Source organism: Microbacterium sp. 2FI (assembly GCF_005502885.1).
Taxonomy (GTDB): Bacteria; Actinomycetota; Actinomycetes; order Actinomycetales; family Microbacteriaceae; genus Microbacterium.
Window position 1 is genome coordinate 186,618 of sequence record NZ_SCMR01000004.1, and the last position, 18,638, is coordinate 205,255.

Below are 18,638 nucleotides of genomic sequence, written 5' to 3' on the forward strand. Positions count from 1 at the left end.
GGTACCGTGGGAGGTATGCCGGTCATCGACCTCAATGCCGACCTCGGCGAGACGGTCGCGGGGGTTCCCACGGCCGACGACGAGGCGATGTTCGCGGTGATCTCGAGCGCGAGCGTCGCGTGCGGCGGACACGCGGGGGATGCCGCATCCATGGCCGCCGCCGTCGCACACGCCGCCCGCTTCGGCGTCGCCGTCGGCGCGCATCCGTCGTACCCCGACCCTGCGAACTTCGGGCGGCACCCGGTCGCGATGGATCCGGCCGACCTGTCGGCGGCGGTCGCGGCGCAGCTGGCGGATCTTGTCGCGGCGGGCGCCGACCTCCGCTACGTCAAGCCGCACGGCGCGCTCTATCACGTCGTGACCGTCGACCCGGAGCAGGCGCAGGCCGTCGTCCGTGCGATCGCCGACCGCTCGGAGGCCCTCGGGCGGCCCCTCCCGATCCTGGGCCAGGGTGGCGCGGTCGCCGCGGCTGCGGCATCCGTCGGCCTTCCGTTCGTCCACGAGGCGTTCCTCGATCGCGGGTATCTCGCAGACGGCGCGCTCGTGCCCCGCGCACACCCCGGCGCCCTGCTCGATGACCCTGCGGCGGTCGCCGACCGGGCGGTGCGGCTCGTCCGCGACGGCGTCGTCGAGGTGATCGACGGCTCGTTGATCGAGGTGCGCGCCGCCTCGCTGTGCGTCCACGGCGACTCGCCCGCGGCCGTCGCGATGGCTCGCGCGGTGCGCGCGGCCCTGGATGCCGAGGGCATCGAGGTGCGCGCACCGTGGTGACCGCGCGGGTGCTGCCGGTCGGCGAGCGCGGGTTCCTCCTCGAGGTCGCCGCCCTCGCCGACGTGCTCGCGCTCCACGCGGCGCTGACGACCTCACGACCGGAGGGCATCGTCGACCTCGTGCCTGCCGCCCGCACCGTGCTCGTGCACATCGACCCGCGCGTGATCGCGCTCTCTGCGGCTCGCGCGTGGGCGCTCGGCTCGGTCGCCGACGCCGTGGCGGCGACGAGGGGCGAGGACGCGGCCGTAGAGCTCGCCATCGTCTACGACGGCGCCGACCTGAGCAATACCGCAGCGCTCCTCGGGGTCGACGCCGACGAGCTCGCCCGCCGCCACACCGCCGCGCGCTGGACGGTCGCCTTCACGGGCTTCGCTCCGGGCTTCGGCTATCTCGTCAGCGACGACTGGCCGTTCGACGTGCCGCGCCTCGCGTCGCCGCGCACGAAGGTGCCGGCCGGTGCTGTGGGCCTCGCCGCCGAATTCGCCGGCGCCTACCCCCGCGAGACCCCGGGCGGCTGGCGGCTCATCGGCACCACCGACGCGACGCTGTTCGACCCCGCGGCCCAGACCCCGGCCCTCCTCGCTCCCGGCACGTCGGTGCGCTTTCGCCCGGTCGCGGCGCTCGGCCGGGGCGCGAGCGCGGTGCAGAGCGGGGGGACGGATGCCGGCACCTCGGCTTCACGCACGGACGCCCACTCCGGCATCCGCGTCGTCGAGCCCGGACTCCTCGCCACCCTGCAGGATCTCGGCCGGCCGGGTGCGGCTTCGCTCGGCGTCGCCGGATCGGGGGCGCTCGACCGCGGGGCGCTGCGCACCGCGAACCGCCTTCTCGGCAATCCGGAGGGAGCCGCGGCGCTCGAGGTCACGATGGGCGGGCTCCGCGCGGTCGCCGAGACGGACCTGTGGTTCGCGGTGACGGGTGCGTGGGGTCGGGTGCGACTGGCCGGACGCGAGGTCGACCCCTACGAAGCGCACGCGTGGCACACGGGAGACGAGCTGCACCTCGACTGGTTCGACCGCGGTGCGCGCGCGTACCTCGCCGTTCGCGGCGGCTTCGACGGTCGGGCAGCTCTCGGCTCACGATCGACCGATCTGCTGGCAGGCCTCGGCCCCGCGGCGCTGCGCGCCGGCGATCGCGTCGGCGTGGGGGACGCGGCATCCGTCCCCATTCCCGTGGCCCCGCTCGCACCGTGGGGCGCACCGCACGACGATGAACTCGTCGTCGAGCTCGCGCCCGGGCCGCGCGCGGACTGGTTCACGCCGGAGGCTCTCACGACCCTGTACGAGGCGTTGTGGACGGTCTCGAACGCCGCCGACCGCGTCGGCGCGCGCCTCGAGGGGCCCGAACTCGTCCGCGCGCTCACGGATGAGCTGCCGAGCGAGGGCATGGTGCCGGGGGCGCTGCAGGTTCCGCCGAGCGGGCGCCCCACGATCCTGCTCGCCGACGGGCCTGTGACCGGCGGATACCCCGTGATCGCCGTCGTCACCGCCGCAGCCCTCGACCTGATCGCGCAGGCGCGGCCGGGCACTCGCATCCGCTTCCGGCACGCGCGCAGAACTGAGTAATCGTTGCCTACACGTCACCTGTCTGCCCTCGGATAGTCTGCCGACGAGCGAGTGAATGGAGGCCGTCGTGAGCGTTTACGACGAGATCGGGGGCGCCCCCGCGGTGAAGGCGGCGGTGACCGTCTTCTACGACCGGGTGACGGCTGACCCTGCACTGGAGAAATGGTTCCAGAACGTCGATCTGACTCGGCTCAAGGCGCATCAGCGTGCGTTCCTCGCCGCGGCGATGGGTGGTCCCGAGCTGTTCTCGGGCCGCGGTCTCGACGCCGCGCACGCGGGCCTGGAGATCACGCCCGAGGCGTTCGACGCGGTCGTCGAGCACCTCGCGGTGAGTCTGCACGACCTCGGTGTCGAAGACGACGTCATCGCCCGCGTGCGCGTGCGCGTCGAGGGGCTTCGCGGCGAGATCGTGAGCGCCGTCACGGTCTGACACGTGCGCGGCCCGCCCGGCCGACTGTCAGAGGTGGGCGAGTTCGTGCCGCCCGGCGATGCCGAGCTTTCCGTAGACCGACTGCAGGTGGTTGTCGACCGTGCGGGTCGACAGGTACAGCTTCGCGGCGATGTCCTTCGAACTCGTGCCCTCAGCGGCCAGGGTCGCGATCTCGCGCTCGCGCCGGGTGAGCGGCGTGAGCTCGTCGGTGAACCGCAGCAGCGGGGTCGCGGCGCCCTCGCACCGCGCGGCCTCGTCATCGCTGCGTGCCTGCAGCGACACCGCGAGGCGCTGCTCGCCGGCGACGCGCGCGGCGCGCGCCGCCGAGGCGAATGCCTCCGCCGCGAGCAGGTGCGACCCGACGGCCGACCACTCTTCGCCCGCAGCCTCGAGCCCGCGGCGGTCGGCGGTCGCCTCGGCCGCGGCGTGCGCGGCCTGCATCTTCAGCAGCGGGCTCGACGACGATGACGCGAGCGCGGCGAGCGGCGCTGCCGCGGCATCCGCTCCCCCCAATCGGGCGAGGTGCAGCAGGAAGGTGCCCGCGAGGAACACATGACCGGATGCCGACATCGCGGCGGCCTCGGCGAGCAGCGACGTCCGCGCGGCGTCGAGGTCGCCGTCCTGTGCGCTCAGCCACGCTCGCGCGATGACGCCGCCCGGGCCGGTGTCGACGCCGACGGGAACGGAGTCGAGCTCGCAGCGTGCCTCGTCGGCGTCGCCGTGCGCGATGAGCACGATCGCGAGGCTCGCGAGCCCCGGGATGTAGAGGCTGATCGGGCCGCTCGTCATCGCACCGCTCATGGTGTCGCGATACCACCGCGCGGAGGTCTCGAGGCGCCCGGCATCGGCGGCGATGCGGCCGAGCAGGAACTCGATCGACCGCGTGACGATCTCGTCATCGGCGTCGATCGCCTCGACGAGCGCATCCGTGGCACTGCGTCGTGCATCCTCGATTCGGCCGGCGTGCAGCTGCACGATGCCGAGGGTCAGCAGAGCATTGGCCACCGTATGACCGGGCACCGCGGTGCCGCCGGTCGCGCGCGCGAAGGCGAGCGCCGTCTGCGCGGCCTCCATCGCCGCGTCGATCTGCCCGAGCGCGGCCAGCGGCTGTGCGCGGGCGGCGGCGATGATCGCCTTCTCGGCAGGGGAGTCGCCGAAGCCGCCGGCGACATCCTCGACGATGCGGTCGGCCTCGGTTGCATGGTTGAAGTACAGCTCGATGAGCGAGCGGATGAGGGCGAGGGCAGGCTCGGGACGGTCTCCCTCGGCCGTTCGCAGCACCGCGAGCGCTTCGGCCAGGCCCTCGTGCACGCTCACGTGGGCCAGGGCGAGCGTCGCGGCGACCGCGGTGGCGAGCTCGCCTTCGGGTGCGAGGGCCTCGGCGGCGCGCAGGACGTCGAGCGCCTCGGCGACCCGCCCCATGCGCAGGAGCGCCTCCCCGCGCAGCAGGAGCAGGTCGGCGCGGGGCCCGCCGACCGCGAGCGCTGCGGCGCTCAGTCGTTCGACGGTCGGGTGGTCGCCGGCCTGACGCGCGAGCCGTGCCGAGCTTCCGAGGATCTCGGGATCCGACTCGACGCCCGCGGCGAGCCGCCACGTCACAGCGCGCAGCGCCTCGGCTGCCCCGGCGCCGTTGCCCGAGATCAGCTCGGCCTGCTCCAGCAGCAGGTCGGCGGAGCGCAGGCGCGACAGCGATGCCGACACCACAGCGGAGTACTGCGGGTGCGCGAGGCGCACCTCGAGACGGGGGCCGACCGCGATGAGACCGGCGGACTCGAGCCGCCCGAGCGCCGCTCGTGCGCCGTCAGCTCGCAGGTGCGAGGCCGCCAGCTCGCCGCATACTGCGAGCCGCTCGACGACGTCTCGCTCGTCGGGGTCGAGCTGGCCCACGCGGGCGAGGATGAGGTCGCGCAGTGCGGGCGACCCGACGAGGTCTCCGGTGAGATGCCAGACACCCGACTGCTCGACCAGTCGTCCGGCATCGAGCGCGCCGACGACGAGTTCGCGCAGGTACAGCGGGTTGCCGCCGGTGGCGCGGTGCAGGTCGGTCGCGGTGCGGTGCGCGATCGGCGAGCCGAGCACGTCGCTGAGAAGCCCTTCGATCGTGTCGAGGTCGAGCGGCGGCAGGTCGATCCGCAGCGACCGGTCGGGACTCCACGTCGAGACGAACGGGTCGGGCAGCGGATCGCCCGAGCGGATCGTCGCGACCACGCGCAGGGCGTCGCTCGCGACGAGCTGCGCGACGAGGGTCGTCGACAGCGGGTCGAGGAGCCCGAGGTCGTCGAGCACGAGAAGGCGCGGCTCCGGCGTGCGGGCCTCCAGGGCCGCGATCGCGCGGTTCAGAAGTGTCCCGGGGTCGGCGGCCGCCTCGGCCAGCTGTGCGCGATCGGTCGAGAACAGCGGAAGGAGCGCCCCGAGCGGCACCGCCGACATGATCGAGGTCGCCCCCGCCTCGAGCACGGTCCACCCTCGCGCGGCGAGCGCCTTGCCCACCGCGCCGGCGGCGCGGCTCTTTCCGACTCCGGAGGCCCCCGAGATCACGAGAGTGCGCACATGGCCGGCAAGGGCTGCCGCGGCACGGTCTATGACGGCGGACCGCCCCGCCAGCGGCCACGGCGCGAGCGCGTGCTCGATCGTCTCGGCGGACATCGCCCTCCCCTGCTCAGCCCCCACGGCTGAGCGAGATTCTAGGGGCCAGCGGGCCTCGGCGTCACGCATTGACGGATGCCGCGCCGCGCGGCTCGGTGGGGTGGCCTCAGCGGTGCCGTTTCGCGATGTCGCCCCGGGCCGTCACCACCGCGCGAGCGACTGCAGCGCCTCGGTGCGCTCCGGATCGGGGAGTGCGAGCGCAACCGCCTCAGCCACGGTCAGCTGTGTGCCCTCGCGCTCGCCGGCCGCGACAGCCTCGGGGTCGCGCGCGCGGGCGGCGTCGAGTGAGAGCGCGTGCACCGTGAACGCCTCGACGTCGAAGACGCCGATGCGCTGGCGGATCGCTCCGGCGGCGGCCGACAGGGCCCCGGCGCGGCGGGCCTCGCCGTGCTCGGCGGCGATCGCGCAGATCCCCTCGAGCCCATAGGCGACGCCCTCTTCGTGGTGCAGGCCCACGGAGTCCACGAGCGTCCGGCGGAAGATCGCCTCGGCTTCGTCGACCTGTCCGCCGGCGAGCAGCAGCCGCCCGATCTGGTTTCCGGCGAGAGACCGCGTGAAGACGTCTCCGCCGGCATCGGCGACGGCGCTCGCCCGCTCGAAGTGCGCGAGGGCGTCCTCGCGCGAGCCGCGCAGCCACGCGACCCGGCCCACCGAGACGCGGGTGATCGCCTCGCCCCAGCCGTTGCCGAGGCGCTTCAGCTGCTCGACCGCCTCGACGAGCTCGCGCTCGGCGGTGTCGATGTCGGGCTGGGGCAGCTGCACCCGTGCGGTCGCGCGCGCGGCGAGGGCCATCGCCGCCGCGTCTTCATCGCCGCTGTCGGTGAACAGCCGCACGCATTCCGACAGACCCGCGACCACCTCCTCGGACGGGCGCTGCCACATCTCGCCCCACAGCGCGAAGAACCACGCGATCGCGCGCGTCCGCGGGAGGATCGGCCGCTCCTTGGCGAGGAGCTCAAGCATCCACACCCGGACGCCGCCGAACAGGCCCATTATCCACCAGTAGATGAGCAGGCCCCACGCGAAGTCGGCGGCGTCGTCGAGCCGGTCGGTGTAGACGAGGTGCCGGACCGTCGCGCGCAGATTGGCGAGCTCGAGGCCGAGGGCCGAGAGCGTCGCCGCCTGCCCCTGGCTGCGGAGGCCCTCGGAGACTTTCTGGACGAGCCCGGTGTAGTACTGGGCGTGGGCCGCGCGCATGAGATCGGCGTCGCCGCGCTCTTTGAGCTTTTCGAGCGCGTACTGACGCACGATCGCCAGCAGCGACAGTACGGCGCGACCGTCGACATCGGTCTGTCTCACGAGCGACGCGTCGATGAGCGCCGTCACGCCGTCGAGTGCCCGGTCGCCCCACGCCCGGCCCGCGCCGAGCGCCTCGACGGCATCGAGCGAGAAGCGCTCGGCGAAGACCCCGAGGTCCATGAGAAGGTCCCGGTCCTCGGGCGAGAGCAGGCTCACGCTCCAGTCGAGCGTCGCGCTCATCGTGCGGTGCCGCTCGGGAAGATCGCGCACCGCCGCGGTGAACAGGGGCAGGCGCTGCTCGAGGCGCTCCGCGATCGCGCGTGGCGTCAGCATCCGCGACGTGGCGGCGGCGAGCTCGATCGCCAGCGGCATCCCGTCGAGCCTGCGGCAGATGTCGGCGACGTCCGCCGCGTTGTCGGCCGTGATGTCGAAGCCCGGGTCGACCGCCTGCGCACGGGCGGCGAACAGCGCGACCGCAGCCGATCGCGTCGCGCGGTCGAGGCTGGCGGGGCTCTCGCCCTCGGGCGTGGTCAGCGCGGGCACCTCGTGCACCTGCTCGCCGCGGATGCGCAGCACGACCCGACTGGTCACGAGGAAGCTGGCGTCGGGGGCGACCGTGAACAGCCGCACGAGGACGGGAGCGGCCTCGACGATCTGCTCGAAGTTGTCGAGGACCAGCAGCACCCGCCGCCCGGCGAGCGCGCGCGAGATGCGCTCCTCGAGGCTGGCTTCGCCGTTGTCCCGGATGCCGAGCGCATACGCGATCGTCGGCAGCAGCAGCCCGGGCTCGAACACGCCCTCCAGCGGCACGAAGTACACGCCGTCGGGGAAGAGATCGGCGCTCGTGGTGGCGACCTCGATCGCGAGGCGGCTCTTGCCGATGCCGCCCGGGCCGATGAGGCTCACGACACGGTCCGCCCCGCCCGCGAGCATCTCCCGAATGCGGGAAACCTCGTCGTCGCGGCCGATCATCGAGGTGGACGGCAGCGGGATGCGGGAGACATGGGATGCCGCCGGCTCCTGGCGCGCCGGACCGGGCTCGGTCCGCGACTCGTCGAACCGCTCCGCGAGGAGCGTCGCAAGATCGGCTGTCACCTGGTCTTCCAGCTCGTCGGCGGTGCGGAACGGCAGGTACGCGGCGGTGTCGTCGTCGCGGATGCGGGCGATGAGCGTCTGGAGTCGTTCATCGCGGGTGCCTGCGGCCTTGACGTAGATGAGCTTCGGCATCGCGCCGGGCGCGAGGTTGTACTCGTCCTCGAGCCCCGACACCGCCTCCTCGGGTGCGACCCAGCCGTAGCTGTCGCCATAGATGCCCACGAACACGTCGCTCTGCGCGAGGTAGGCACGGTACAGCTCGCGCGGCGGATGCGGCCGGGCGCCGAGCTCGAACATGACGGGCGCCAGTCGCAGGCGCTCGATCGCGGTGCGCACGGCCGCGCGCTCGGCGGCGAGTTCGCGCAGCGTCGAGCTCACGAACACGCGGATCCGCTGATCGGGGGTGCGGATCCGGGGCGGATCCGCACTGCTCATGAGGTCACCATGGGATCGGGACTCCGTGCGTCTGCCCGGCTGCCTCGGGAAGCGCCAGGGCGAAGGCCTCGCCGATGGACATCTCGGCACCCGCGCGCTCGCCGGCGGCGACGCTGCCGGGATCGACCGCGCGAACGGCCGCGAGGGGCTGCAGGTGGACGGCGAAGCCGTCGACGTCGAACAGGCCGACGCGGTCGCGCACAGCCTCGGCAACCGCCGCCAGCGCACCGGCACGCCAGGCCTCGCCTCGCGCGGCGGCGATCGCACTCATCCCCTCGAAGGCGTACTGAGCGCCCTCGTCGTAGTTCAGCTCTGCGGAGAGCTCGAGTGTCACCGCGTACTCCTCGGCGGCCGCTGCGACGTCGCCGCCGAAGAAGTGGAGGCGTGCGAGATTGTTGCCGGCGACGATTCGGAGGAAGGCATCCCGCTCGCGCACGCCGATCGTCGCGGCGGCCGCGAAGTGGACCCCCGACCCTTCGATCTCGCCGCGTGCGAGCGAGAGCAGTCCGAGTGCGACGTCGGTGAGCGCCTCGGTCCACCAGTCGCCGAGGCGGTGCAGCTCGTCGCGGGCCTGGGTCAGCTCGGCCTCCGCCGCGGAGACGTCGAGATCGGCGAACCGCATCCGGCTGCTGCCGCGGGCGCCGAGGGCCATCGCCGCCGCGGCGGGATCGCCGCTCTCGACGAACAGGCGCGCGGCATCGCCGAGCCCGTCGATCACCTGGTCGGAGGGGCGGCGCCACATGTCGCCCCACATCGTGAAGAAGACCGCGATGGCGCGGGTGCGGGTCGCAACCGGCACCCGCTTGTCGAGCAGCTCCAGCATCCACAGCCGCACCTCGCTGAAGAAGCCGGAGATCCACCAGTACGCGAACAGGCGCCACGCGAAGTCGCCTGCCTCGTCGAGGCGGCCGGTGTAGACGAGGTGCCGCACCGCGGCGCGGAGGTTGGGGAGCTCGAGCACGAGGCTCCGGACGGCGTCGGGCTGCTCGGGACCGTGCAGCCGCGGCGCGAGGCGGCCGACCAGCCCGACGTAGTAGTCGGCGTGCGCGCGACGCATCGTGTCGGCCTCGCCGCGGGCGCGCAGGCGCCCCAGCGAGTACTCGCGCAGGAGCGCCAGCAGCGAGAACGTCGAGCGGCCCGCGAGGTCGGTGCGCTTGACGAGTGATGCGTCGACGAGATCGGAGAGGGCTTCCATGCCGTGCCCGGCCCACGAGCGGCCGGCACCGAGCTCCTCCACGGCATCGAGCGTGAATCTCGTCGCGAAGACGCCGAGGTCTTCGAGCATGTCGCGCTGCATGTCGGGCAGCAGGCTCACGCTCCACTCGATCGCGGCCGTCATCGTGCGGTGGCGTTCGGGAAGGTCCCGCGAGGCCGCGGTCAGCAGCGGCAGGCTCTGCCCGAGGCGTTCGTCGATCGCCTGGGGCGTGAGGGTGCGTGCCTTGGCCGCGGCCAACTCGATCGCCAGCGGGAGGCCGCCGAGCCGCCGGCAGATGTCGACGACGGCGTCGGCATTGTGCTCGGTGAGGGCGAAGTCGGGCTTGACCGCCCGGGCGCGATCGACGAACAGGGCGACGGCGGGGGAGCGCAGCGCCCGCTGCAGCGACGCCGGTTCGCTCTCAGCCGGAGCCGGCAGCGCCTCGACGTCGTAGACGTGCTCGCCGCGGACGCGAAGCAGCACGCGACTGGTGACGAGGAACGTCGTCGTGGGCGCTGCGCTGCCGAGCCGCACGATGGCCGGGGCGGCGCCCACGATCTGCTCGAAGTTGTCGAGGACGACGAGGACGCGCCTGCCTTCGAGGGCGCGAGCGATGCGATCCTCGAGATCGACGTCGCCGCTGTCGCGCACCCCGAGCGAGTAGGCGATCGTCGGCAGGAGGAGCCCGGGCTCGAGGACGCCCTCCAGCAGCACGAAGTGCACTCCGTCGGGGAAGAGGTCTTCGCACGCGCGCGCGACCTCGATCGCGAGGCGGCTCTTGCCGATGCCGCCCGGCCCGATGAGGCTGACGAGGCGTTCGCTGCCCGCAGCGAGGAGCTCTCGCACGCGGTGGATGTCCTGCTCGCGCCCGATCGTGGTCGTATAGGGGACGGGCACGCGTCCCGCAAGCGAGTCCGCAGCGGCGTCGTCGTCGCTCGGTTCGGCGGCACTCGCCCGCGACGCGTCGAAGCGCTCGGCCAGCAGCGTCGCGAGGTCGGCGGCGACGAGCTCCTCGAGCTCTTCGGGCGTGCGAAAGTGCAGGTAGGCGGCGGTGTCGTCGGACTGGATGCGGGCGATGAGCTCGTCGAGGCGCTCGTCGCGCGACTCCTCGTCGCGGATGTAGATGAGCTTCGGCATGCCCGGGGGAGCGAGGCGGTACTCGTCCTCGAGCCCCGAGATCTCCTCCCCGGGCGCCACCCAGCCGTAGCTCGACCCGTAGATGCCGACGAACACGTCGCTCTGCGCGAGATACGACCGGTACAGCTCGCGCGGCGGATGCGGCCGCGCTCCGAGCTCGAACATGACCGGCGCCAGGCGCAGCCGCTCCACGGCGGCGCGCACGACCGTTCGCTCGTCGGAGAGCTCGCGCAGCGTCGAGCTCACGAACACCCGGATCCGCTGGTCGGGCGTGCGGATCACGGGGCGTGGAACCCCTTCCATGAGCACATCATGGCCCGCGCATACCGTGTCCCGCCATACCTTTCCGCGGGAATCCGCGGGCGAGCCGCAGTGGTTATACCGCAGCGGCAGAAACTCGTCAAGGATGCCGCTGGACAAGCCGCAGCATCCGCCGTATAGTAGGTAGTTGCGCTCTTGGATTCCCCCTGCCCTCATATGGTGGTCGGCTGTGTGTGCGCGCCCCCCGCTTGTTCGTGAAGCGGAGTGCGGCGCGTCGCAACCGGGGACCGGAGCACTCCACCCTGACGACAAGGAAACGAGCCCTACGGGCCCACGGAGGTAATCCCCTTGGCTGCTGCGCGCAACGCATCCAACCCCACCACCCCCAAGAACGGCCGCGGAGCATCCCGCCTCTCGTTCGCCAAGATCTCCGACACGCTGACGGTCCCCGACCTTCTCGCGCTGCAGACCGAGTCCTTCGACTGGCTCGTCGGCAACGAGGCGTGGAAGGCCCGCGTCGCCGACGCGGCTGCCGCCGGTCGCACCGATGTGCCTGAGATCAGCGGCCTCGAGGAGATCTTCGAGGAGATCTCGCCGATCGAGGACCTGAGCGAGACCATGCAGCTCTCGTTCACGAACCCGTATCTCGAGCCCGAGAAGTACTCCATCGAGGAGTGCAAGGAGCGCGGCAAGACCTACGCCGCCCCGCTCTACGTCGAGGCCGAGTTCATGAACCACCAGACCGGTGAGATCAAGACGCAGACGGTCTTCATGGGCGACTTCCCGCTCCAGACCGACAAGGGCACGTTCATCATCAACGGCACCGAGCGTGTCGTCGTGTCGCAGCTCGTGCGTTCGCCCGGTGTCTACTTCGACAAGACGCCCGACAAGACCAGCGACAAGGACATCGTCTCGGCGCGCATCATTCCGAGCCGCGGCGCCTGGCTCGAGTTCGAGATCGACAAGCGCGACCAGGTCGGTGTACGCATCGACCGCAAGCGCAAGCAGTCGGTCACCGTCTTCCTGAAGGCCCTCGGCCTCACCAGCGACGACATCCTCGCCGAGTTCGCCGGCTTCGACTCGATCGAGGAGACGCTGTCGAAGGACACGATCCTCTCGAAGGAGGACGCGCTCCGCGACATCTACCGCAAGCTCCGTCCGGGCGAGCAGGTCGCCGCCGAGGCCGCCCGCGCGCTGCTGGACAATTTCTACTTCAACGCCAAGCGCTACGACCTCGCGAAGGTCGGCCGGTACAAGATCAACCAGAAGCTCGGTCTCGACAAGCCCCTGTCGGACTCGGTGCTCACGGTCGACGACATCGTCGCCACGATCAAGTACCTCGTGCGCCTGCACCGCGGCGACACGACCTTCGACGGCATCCGCGCCGGCAAGGCCGCCGAGATCCGTCTCGACGTCGACGACATCGACAACTTCGGCAACCGTCGCATCCGCGCGGTCGGCGAACTCATCCAGAACCAGGTCCGCACCGGTCTCTCGCGCATGGAGCGCGTCGTCCGCGAGCGCATGACCACGCAGGACATCGAGGCGATCACGCCGCAGACCCTGATCAACGTGCGCCCCGTCGTCGCCGCGATCAAGGAGTTCTTCGGAACGTCGCAGCTGTCGCAGTTCATGGATCAGAACAACCCGCTCGCGGGCCTGACCCACAAGCGTCGCCTGTCGGCGCTCGGCCCCGGCGGTCTGTCGCGTGAGCGCGCAGGTGTCGAGGTCCGTGACGTCCACCCGTCGCACTACGGCCGCATGTGCCCCATCGAGACCCCGGAAGGCCCGAACATCGGCCTGATCGGCTCGCTCGCGTCGTTCGCACGCATCAACGCGTTCGGCTTCATCGAGACGCCGTACCGCAAGGTCGTCGCCGGCAAGGTCTCCGACCAGATCGACTACCTCACCGCCAGCGAGGAGAGCGACTACATCGTCGCTCAGGCCGGTGTGGAGCTCAAGGCTGACGGCTCGTTCGCGCAGGAGCGCGTCCTCGCCCGTCGCGGTCAGGGTGGCGAGGTCGACCTCTTCCACGCCGACGAGATCGGCTACATGGACGTCTCGCCCCGCCAGATGGTCTCGGTCGCGACGTCGCTCATCCCGTTCCTCGAGCACGACGACGCGAACCGCGCCCTCATGGGTGCGAACATGCAGCGTCAGGCTGTCCCGCTGCTGCGCAGCGAGTCGCCGGTCGTCGGCACGGGTATGGAGGGCTTCGCCGCCATCGACGCCGGTGACGTCGTCACCGCCGACAAGGCGGGCGTCGTCGTCGAGGTCTCGGCCGATGTCGTCACCGTGCAGCTCGACGAGGGCGGCACGCAGGACTACTTCCTGCGCAAGTTCGACCGTTCGAACCAGGGCACGAGCTACAACCAGCGCGTCGTGGTCTCGGCCGGCGAGCGCGTCGAGGCCGGCGAGGTCATCGCCGACGGACCGGCGACGGAGAACGGCGAGCTCGCGCTCGGCAAGAACCTCCTCGTCGCGTTCATGACGTGGGAGGGCCACAACTTCGAGGACGCGATCATCCTCAGCCAGGACCTCGTGAAGGACGACACCCTCTCCTCGATCCACATCGAGGAGTACGAGGTGGATGCCCGCGACACGAAGCTCGGCAAGGAGGAGATCACCCGTGATCTCCCGAACGTGAGCCCCGACCTGCTCAAGGACCTCGACGAGCGCGGCATCATCCGCATCGGCGCCGAGGTTCGCCCCGGCGACATCCTCGTCGGCAAGGTCACGCCCAAGGGCGAGACCGAGCTGTCGGCTGAGGAGCGCCTGCTCCGCGCGATCTTCAACGAGAAGAGCCGCGAGGTGCGCGACACGTCGCTGAAGGTTCCCCACGGCGAGCAGGGCACGATCATCGCGGTCAAGGAGTTCAACGCCGAGGACGGCGACGACGAGCTCGGCTCGGGCGTCAACCGCCGCGTCGTGGTCTACATCGCCCAGAAGCGCAAGATCACCGAGGGTGACAAGCTCGCCGGTCGTCACGGCAACAAGGGCGTCATCGCGAAGATCCTGCCCGTCGAGGACATGCCGTTCCTCGCGGACGGCACCCCGGTCCAGGTGGTCCTGAACCCGCTCGGCATCCCGGGTCGAATGAACTTCGGCCAGGTCCTCGAGCTCCACCTCGGCTGGATCGCCCAGCAGGGCTGGAAGGTCGAAGGAACGCCGAAGTGGGCTGTGAGCCTGCCCGACGAGGCACGCGAGGCCGCTCCCGGCACGAAGGTCGCCACCCCGGTGTTCGACGGCGCGTTCGAGGACGAGATCGCGGGTCTGCTCGACTCGACCCTCCCCACGCGCGACGGCGATCGCCTGATCGACTCGACGGGCAAGACGCTGCTGTACGACGGTCGCTCCGGCGAGCCGTTCCCGGCACCGATCTCGGTCGGCTACATGTACATCCTGAAGCTGCACCACCTCGTCGACGACAAGATCCACGCGCGCTCGACGGGTCCGTACTCGATGATCACCCAGCAGCCGCTCGGTGGTAAGGCGCAGTTCGGCGGCCAGCGCTTCGGTGAGATGGAGGTGTGGGCCCTCGAGGCCTACGGTGCGGCTTACGCGCTCCAGGAGCTCCTCACGATCAAGTCCGACGACATCCTCGGCCGCGTCAAGGTGTACGAGGCGATCGTCAAGGGCGAGAACATCCAGGAGCCCGGCATCCCCGAGTCGTTCAAGGTGCTCATGAAGGAGATGCAGTCGCTCTGCCTGAACGTCGAGGTCCTCTCGGCCGACGGCACGGCGGTCAACCTCCGCGACACCGACGACGAGGCCTTCCGCGCAGCGGAAGAGCTCGGCATCAACATCTCCAGCCGCTTCGAGTCCTCGTCCATCGACGAGATTTGATCCCGGCTTCCTCAGAGAATTCCGACACAGGAGAACTAGTGCTCGAGTCAACAACATTCGACCAGCTGCGCATCGGCCTCGCGACCGCAGACGACATCCGCCGGTGGTCCTTCGGCGAGGTCAAGAAGCCCGAGACCATCAACTACCGCACGCTCAAGCCCGAGAAGGACGGCCTCTTCGGCGAGCAGATCTTCGGGCCCTCCCGCGACTGGGAGTGCGCCTGCGGTAAGTACAAGCGTGTCCGCTTCAAGGGCATCGTCTGCGAGCGCTGCGGCGTGGAGGTCACCAAGAGCTCCGTCCGCCGCGAGCGCATGGGCCACATCGAGCTCGCCGCGCCCGTCACCCACATCTGGTACTTCAAGGGCGTGCCCTCGCGCCTCGGGTACCTGCTGGACATGGCCCCGAAGGACCTCGAGAAGGTCATCTACTTCGCCGCGTACATGGTGATCTCCGTCGACGACGAGGCGCGCCACCGCGACCTCGCGACGCAGGAGAACAACATCCGCCTCGAGCTGAAGACGCTCGCGGACCGTCGCGACTCGAAGATCGCCGCCCGCCTCCAGAAGCTGGAGGAGGAGCTCGCCGCTCTGGAAGAGGAGGGCGCGAAGGCCGACCAGAAGAAGAAGGTCAAGGACGCCGCCGAGAAGGACATGGCGGGCATCCGCAAGTCCGTCGACGACCAGATCATCCGTCTCGAGAAGGTGTGGGAAGACTTCCGCACGCTCGAGGTCGGCGCCCTGAAGGGCGAGGACGAGATCTTCCACGAGCTCCAGGACCGCTTCGGTCAGTACTTCGAGGCCTACATGGGCGCGGAGTCGATCAAGCGTCGCCTCGAGGCGTTCGACCTGGCCGCCGAGGCCGAGAACCTGCACCTGCAGATCTCGGAGGGCAAGGGCCAGCGCAAGATCCGTGCGATCAAGCGCCTCAAGGTCGTCAACTCGTTCCTGCAGACCGGCATGAGCCCGGCCGCGATGGTGCTCGACGTCGTCCCGGTGATCCCGCCGGAGCTTCGCCCCATGGTCCAGCTCGACGGTGGCCGCTTCGCGACCAGCGACCTGAACGACCTGTACCGCCGCGTGATCAACCGCAACAACCGCCTCCGTCGCCTGATCGACCTCGGTGCTCCCGAGATCATCGTCAACAACGAGAAGCGGATGCTGCAGGAGGCCGTCGACGCGCTGTTCGACAACGGTCGCCGCGGTCGTCCCGTCACGGGCACCGGCAACCGGGCGCTCAAGTCGCTCTCCGACATGCTCAAGGGCAAGCAGGGCCGGTTCCGCCAGAACCTGCTCGGCAAGCGCGTGGACTACTCGGGCCGTTCGGTGATCATCGTCGGACCCCAGCTGAAGCTCCACCAGTGCGGTCTGCCCAAGCAGATGGCGCTCGAGCTCTTCAAGCCGTTCGTGATCAAGCGCCTGATCGACCTCGGTCACTCGCAGAACATCAAGGCGGCCAAGCGCGCCGTCGAGCGCACGCGTCCCGAGGTGTGGGACGTGCTCGAGGAGATCATCCGCGAGCGTCCCGTGCTGCTCAACCGCGCGCCCACGCTCCACCGCCTCGGCATCCAGGCGTTCGAGCCCCAGCTCGTCGAGGGCAAGGCCATCCAGCTGCACCCGCTCGTGTGCGCCGCGTTCAACGCGGACTTCGACGGCGACCAGATGGCTGTCCACCTGCCGCTGTCGGTCGAGGCTCAGGCCGAGGCCCGCATCCTCATGCTGGCGTCGAACAACATCCTGAAGCCGTCCGACGGTCGCCCGGTGACCCTGCCCTCGCAGGACATGATCATCGGCCTCCACCACCTGACCACGGTCAAGGCGACGGACAAGCCCGTCGCGGAGCGCCGTGCCTTCGGCTCGGTCGCCGAGGCGATCATGGCCAAGGACGAGGGCACCCTCGACCTGCAGGACCAGGTGCGCATCCGCATCCCCGGGCTCACGTTCCTCGAGGGCGAAGCGCCCGAGGGCTACGAGCGCCACGGTCTGCTCAACGCGTCGCTCGGTCAGGCGATCTTCAACGACACCCTTCCCAAGGGCTACCCGTTCGTTCGCGAGCAGGCAGACAAGGGCAAGCTGTCGGAGATCGTCAACAAGCTGGCCGAGGAGTACCCGAAGGTCGAAGTGGCGGCGTCCCTCGACCGCATCAAGGACGCCGGCTTCTACTGGGCCACCCGTTCGGGTGTCACGGTCGCGCTCAGCGACATCCTCACGCCCCCGAACAAGGGCGAGATCGTCGCGAAGCACGAGAAGAAGGCCGCGAAGGCTCAGGACCAGTTCGAGAAGGGTCTGACGACCGACTCCGAGCGTCGTCAGGAGCTCATCAAGATCTGGACCGAGGCGACCGACGAGGTCCAGACCGCGATGCGTGCCAACTTCCCCGAGGACAACACCATCAACCGCATGGTGTCGTCGGGTGCTCGTGGAAACTGGCTGCAGATCCGGAACATCGCCGGTATGCGAGGCCTGGTGAACAACCCCAAGGGTGAGATCATCCCGCGTCCGATCATCTCCTCGTACCGCGAGGGTCTGTCGGTGGCGGAGTACTTCATCGCGACGCACGGTGCCCGCAAGGGTCTGGCCGACACGGCCCTCCGTACGGCCGACTCGGGCTACCTCACGCGCCGTCTCGTGGACGTCTCGCAGGATGTCATCATCCGCGAAGAGGACTGCGGCACGACCAAGGGTCTCGAGCTGCCGATCGCTGCGCTGGATTCGACCGGAACCCTCGTCAAGGACGCCAACGTCGAGAACTCGGTGTTCGCCCGCACGCTCGCGGCCGAGGCCGTCAGCGCCTCGGGCGACGTGCTCGCGGAAGCCGGCGACGACGTGGGCGACGTGCTCATCGACAAGCTGGTCGAGGCGGGTGTCGAGTCGATCAAGGTCCGCTCGGTGCTGACCTGCGACTCGGCTGTCGGTGTCTGCGCGAAGTGCTACGGCCGTTCGCTTGCGACCGGCAAGATCGTCGACATCGGCGAGGCCGTCGGCATCATCGCGGCCCAGTCGATCGGTGAGCCCGGCACGCAGCTGACGATGCGCACGTTCCACACCGGTGGCTCGGCATCGGCCGACGACATCACGCAGGGTCTTCCCCGCGTGCAGGAGCTCTTCGAGGCACGTACCCCCAAGGGCGCGTCGCCGATCGCCGAGTCGGACGGTCGCATCACGATCGACGAGACCGACAAGGCCAAGAAGGTCATCCTGACGCCCGACAACGGCGACGAGCCGCACGTCTACCCGGTGCTCAAGCGCGCGACGCTGCTGGTCGAGGACGGCCAGCACGTCACGGTCGGCCAGCCGATCCTGGTGGGCACGCTCGACCCCAAGGAGGTCATGCGTGTCATGGGTGCCCGCGAGGTGCAGAAGTACCTCGTGAACGGCGTCCAGGGCGTGTACCGCTCGCAGGGTGTGCCGATCCACGACAAGCACATCGAGGTCATCGTTCGCCAGATGCTGCGCAAGGTCACCGTCGTCGACCACGCCGACACGACCCTGCTGCCCGGTGAGCTGGTGGACTTCAAGCGCTACCAGGCGATCAACCGCGAGGCCGTCGCCGAGGGCAAGCGCCCGGCGTCGGGTCGTCCGGAGCTCATGGGTATCACGAAGGCGTCGCTCGCGACGGAGTCGTGGCTGTCGGCCGCGTCGTTCCAGGAGACGACGCGCGTCCTCACCCAGGCGGCGATGGAGGGCAAGAGCGACCCGCTCGTCGGCCTCAAGGAGAACGTCATCATCGGAAAGCTCATCCCCGCCGGAACCGGACTTGCGAAGTACCGCAACGTCACGGTCGAGGCCACGGAAGAGGCCAAGAGCGAGCGGTACCCCAACCGCATCTTCGCCTCGGACGGCGCGTACTCCGACGCCGACCTGAGCTACGTCGACTTCGACAGCTTCACCACGGACGGCGACTTCACGTCGTACAACTGATCTCCCTGTAGATCGCACCGAAGGGCCCCGGTTCACGCCGGGGCCCTTCGGCGTTCTCGCGCGCCGCGCGGCGGCATCCCGGACCCCGACGTACCGTGGTG

At 70.4% G+C, this 18,638-nt stretch carries 8 protein-coding genes; 5 read left to right on the top strand and 3 right to left on the bottom strand.

The window, feature by feature from the left end:
* The first annotated feature begins 15 nt into the window (after window positions 1-15).
* The 3 genes from FFS15_RS06125 to FFS15_RS06135 all read left to right on the top strand — a co-directional run bounded on the left by FFS15_RS06125 (window position 16) and on the right by FFS15_RS06135 (window position 2,766).
* A complete protein-coding gene (locus FFS15_RS06125) occupies window positions 16-771 on the top strand; it encodes a 5-oxoprolinase subunit PxpA (protein WP_137844118.1) in 756 nt (251 codons plus the stop codon).
* On the top strand, window positions 765-2,336 hold the full coding sequence (locus FFS15_RS06130) for an urea amidolyase family protein (protein WP_137844119.1): 1,572 nt from the start codon (window positions 765-767) through the stop codon (window positions 2,334-2,336). The genes FFS15_RS06125 and FFS15_RS06130 overlap by 7 nt, the downstream gene beginning before the upstream one ends.
* Before the next feature lie 67 nt (window positions 2,337-2,403).
* A complete protein-coding gene (locus tag FFS15_RS06135; protein WP_137844120.1) occupies window positions 2,404-2,766 on the top strand; it encodes a group 1 truncated hemoglobin in 363 nt (120 codons plus the stop codon).
* A gap of 27 nt (window positions 2,767-2,793) precedes the next feature.
* Here FFS15_RS06135 and FFS15_RS06140 read toward each other — a convergent pair whose 3' ends face one another.
* The 3 genes from FFS15_RS06140 to FFS15_RS06150 all read right to left on the bottom strand — a co-directional run bounded on the left by FFS15_RS06140 (window position 2,794) and on the right by FFS15_RS06150 (window position 10,816).
* Window positions 2,794-5,412, bottom strand: coding sequence for a LuxR family transcriptional regulator (locus FFS15_RS06140; RefSeq protein WP_171013102.1), 2,619 nt, complete (start codon window positions 5,410-5,412; stop codon window positions 2,794-2,796).
* Window positions 5,413-5,553: 141 nt separating this feature from the next.
* On the bottom strand, window positions 5,554-8,181 hold the full coding sequence (locus tag FFS15_RS06145; RefSeq protein WP_137844122.1) for a DUF4062 domain-containing protein: 2,628 nt from the start codon (window positions 8,179-8,181) through the stop codon (window positions 5,554-5,556).
* Window positions 8,182-8,185: 4 nt separating this feature from the next.
* Window positions 8,186-10,816 carry a DUF4062 domain-containing protein gene (locus FFS15_RS06150; protein ID WP_171013103.1) on the bottom strand — a complete coding sequence of 877 codons (2,631 nt, stop codon included), beginning with the start codon at window positions 10,814-10,816 and terminating at the stop codon, window positions 8,186-8,188.
* A gap of 306 nt (window positions 10,817-11,122) precedes the next feature.
* On the opposite strand from FFS15_RS06150, the gene rpoB reads away from it, so the two are divergent.
* Both rpoB and rpoC read left to right on the top strand, forming a co-directional pair.
* Entirely contained in the window at window positions 11,123-14,620 is a 3,498-nt protein-coding gene (gene rpoB, locus FFS15_RS06155; protein ID WP_137844124.1) for a DNA-directed RNA polymerase subunit beta, read from the top strand.
* 38 nt (window positions 14,621-14,658) lie between these two features.
* Window positions 14,659-18,537 carry a DNA-directed RNA polymerase subunit beta' gene (gene rpoC, locus FFS15_RS06160; RefSeq protein WP_137844125.1) on the top strand — a complete coding sequence of 1,293 codons (3,879 nt, stop codon included), beginning with the start codon at window positions 14,659-14,661 and terminating at the stop codon, window positions 18,535-18,537.
* Window positions 18,538-18,638: the final 101 nt, after the last annotated feature.

Coding starts and splice junctions, on each gene's coding strand:
- FFS15_RS06140 (WP_171013102.1), bottom strand. CDS start 5,412: ATGTCCGCCGAGACGATCGAGCACGCGCTCGCGCCGTGGCCGCTGGCG.
- FFS15_RS06125 (WP_137844118.1), top strand. CDS start 16: ATGCCGGTCATCGACCTCAATGCCGACCTCGGCGAGACGGTCGCGGGG.
- FFS15_RS06145 (WP_137844122.1), bottom strand. CDS start 8,181: ATGAGCAGTGCGGATCCGCCCCGGATCCGCACCCCCGATCAGCGGATC.
- FFS15_RS06150 (WP_171013103.1), bottom strand. CDS start 10,816: ATGGAAGGGGTTCCACGCCCCGTGATCCGCACGCCCGACCAGCGGATC.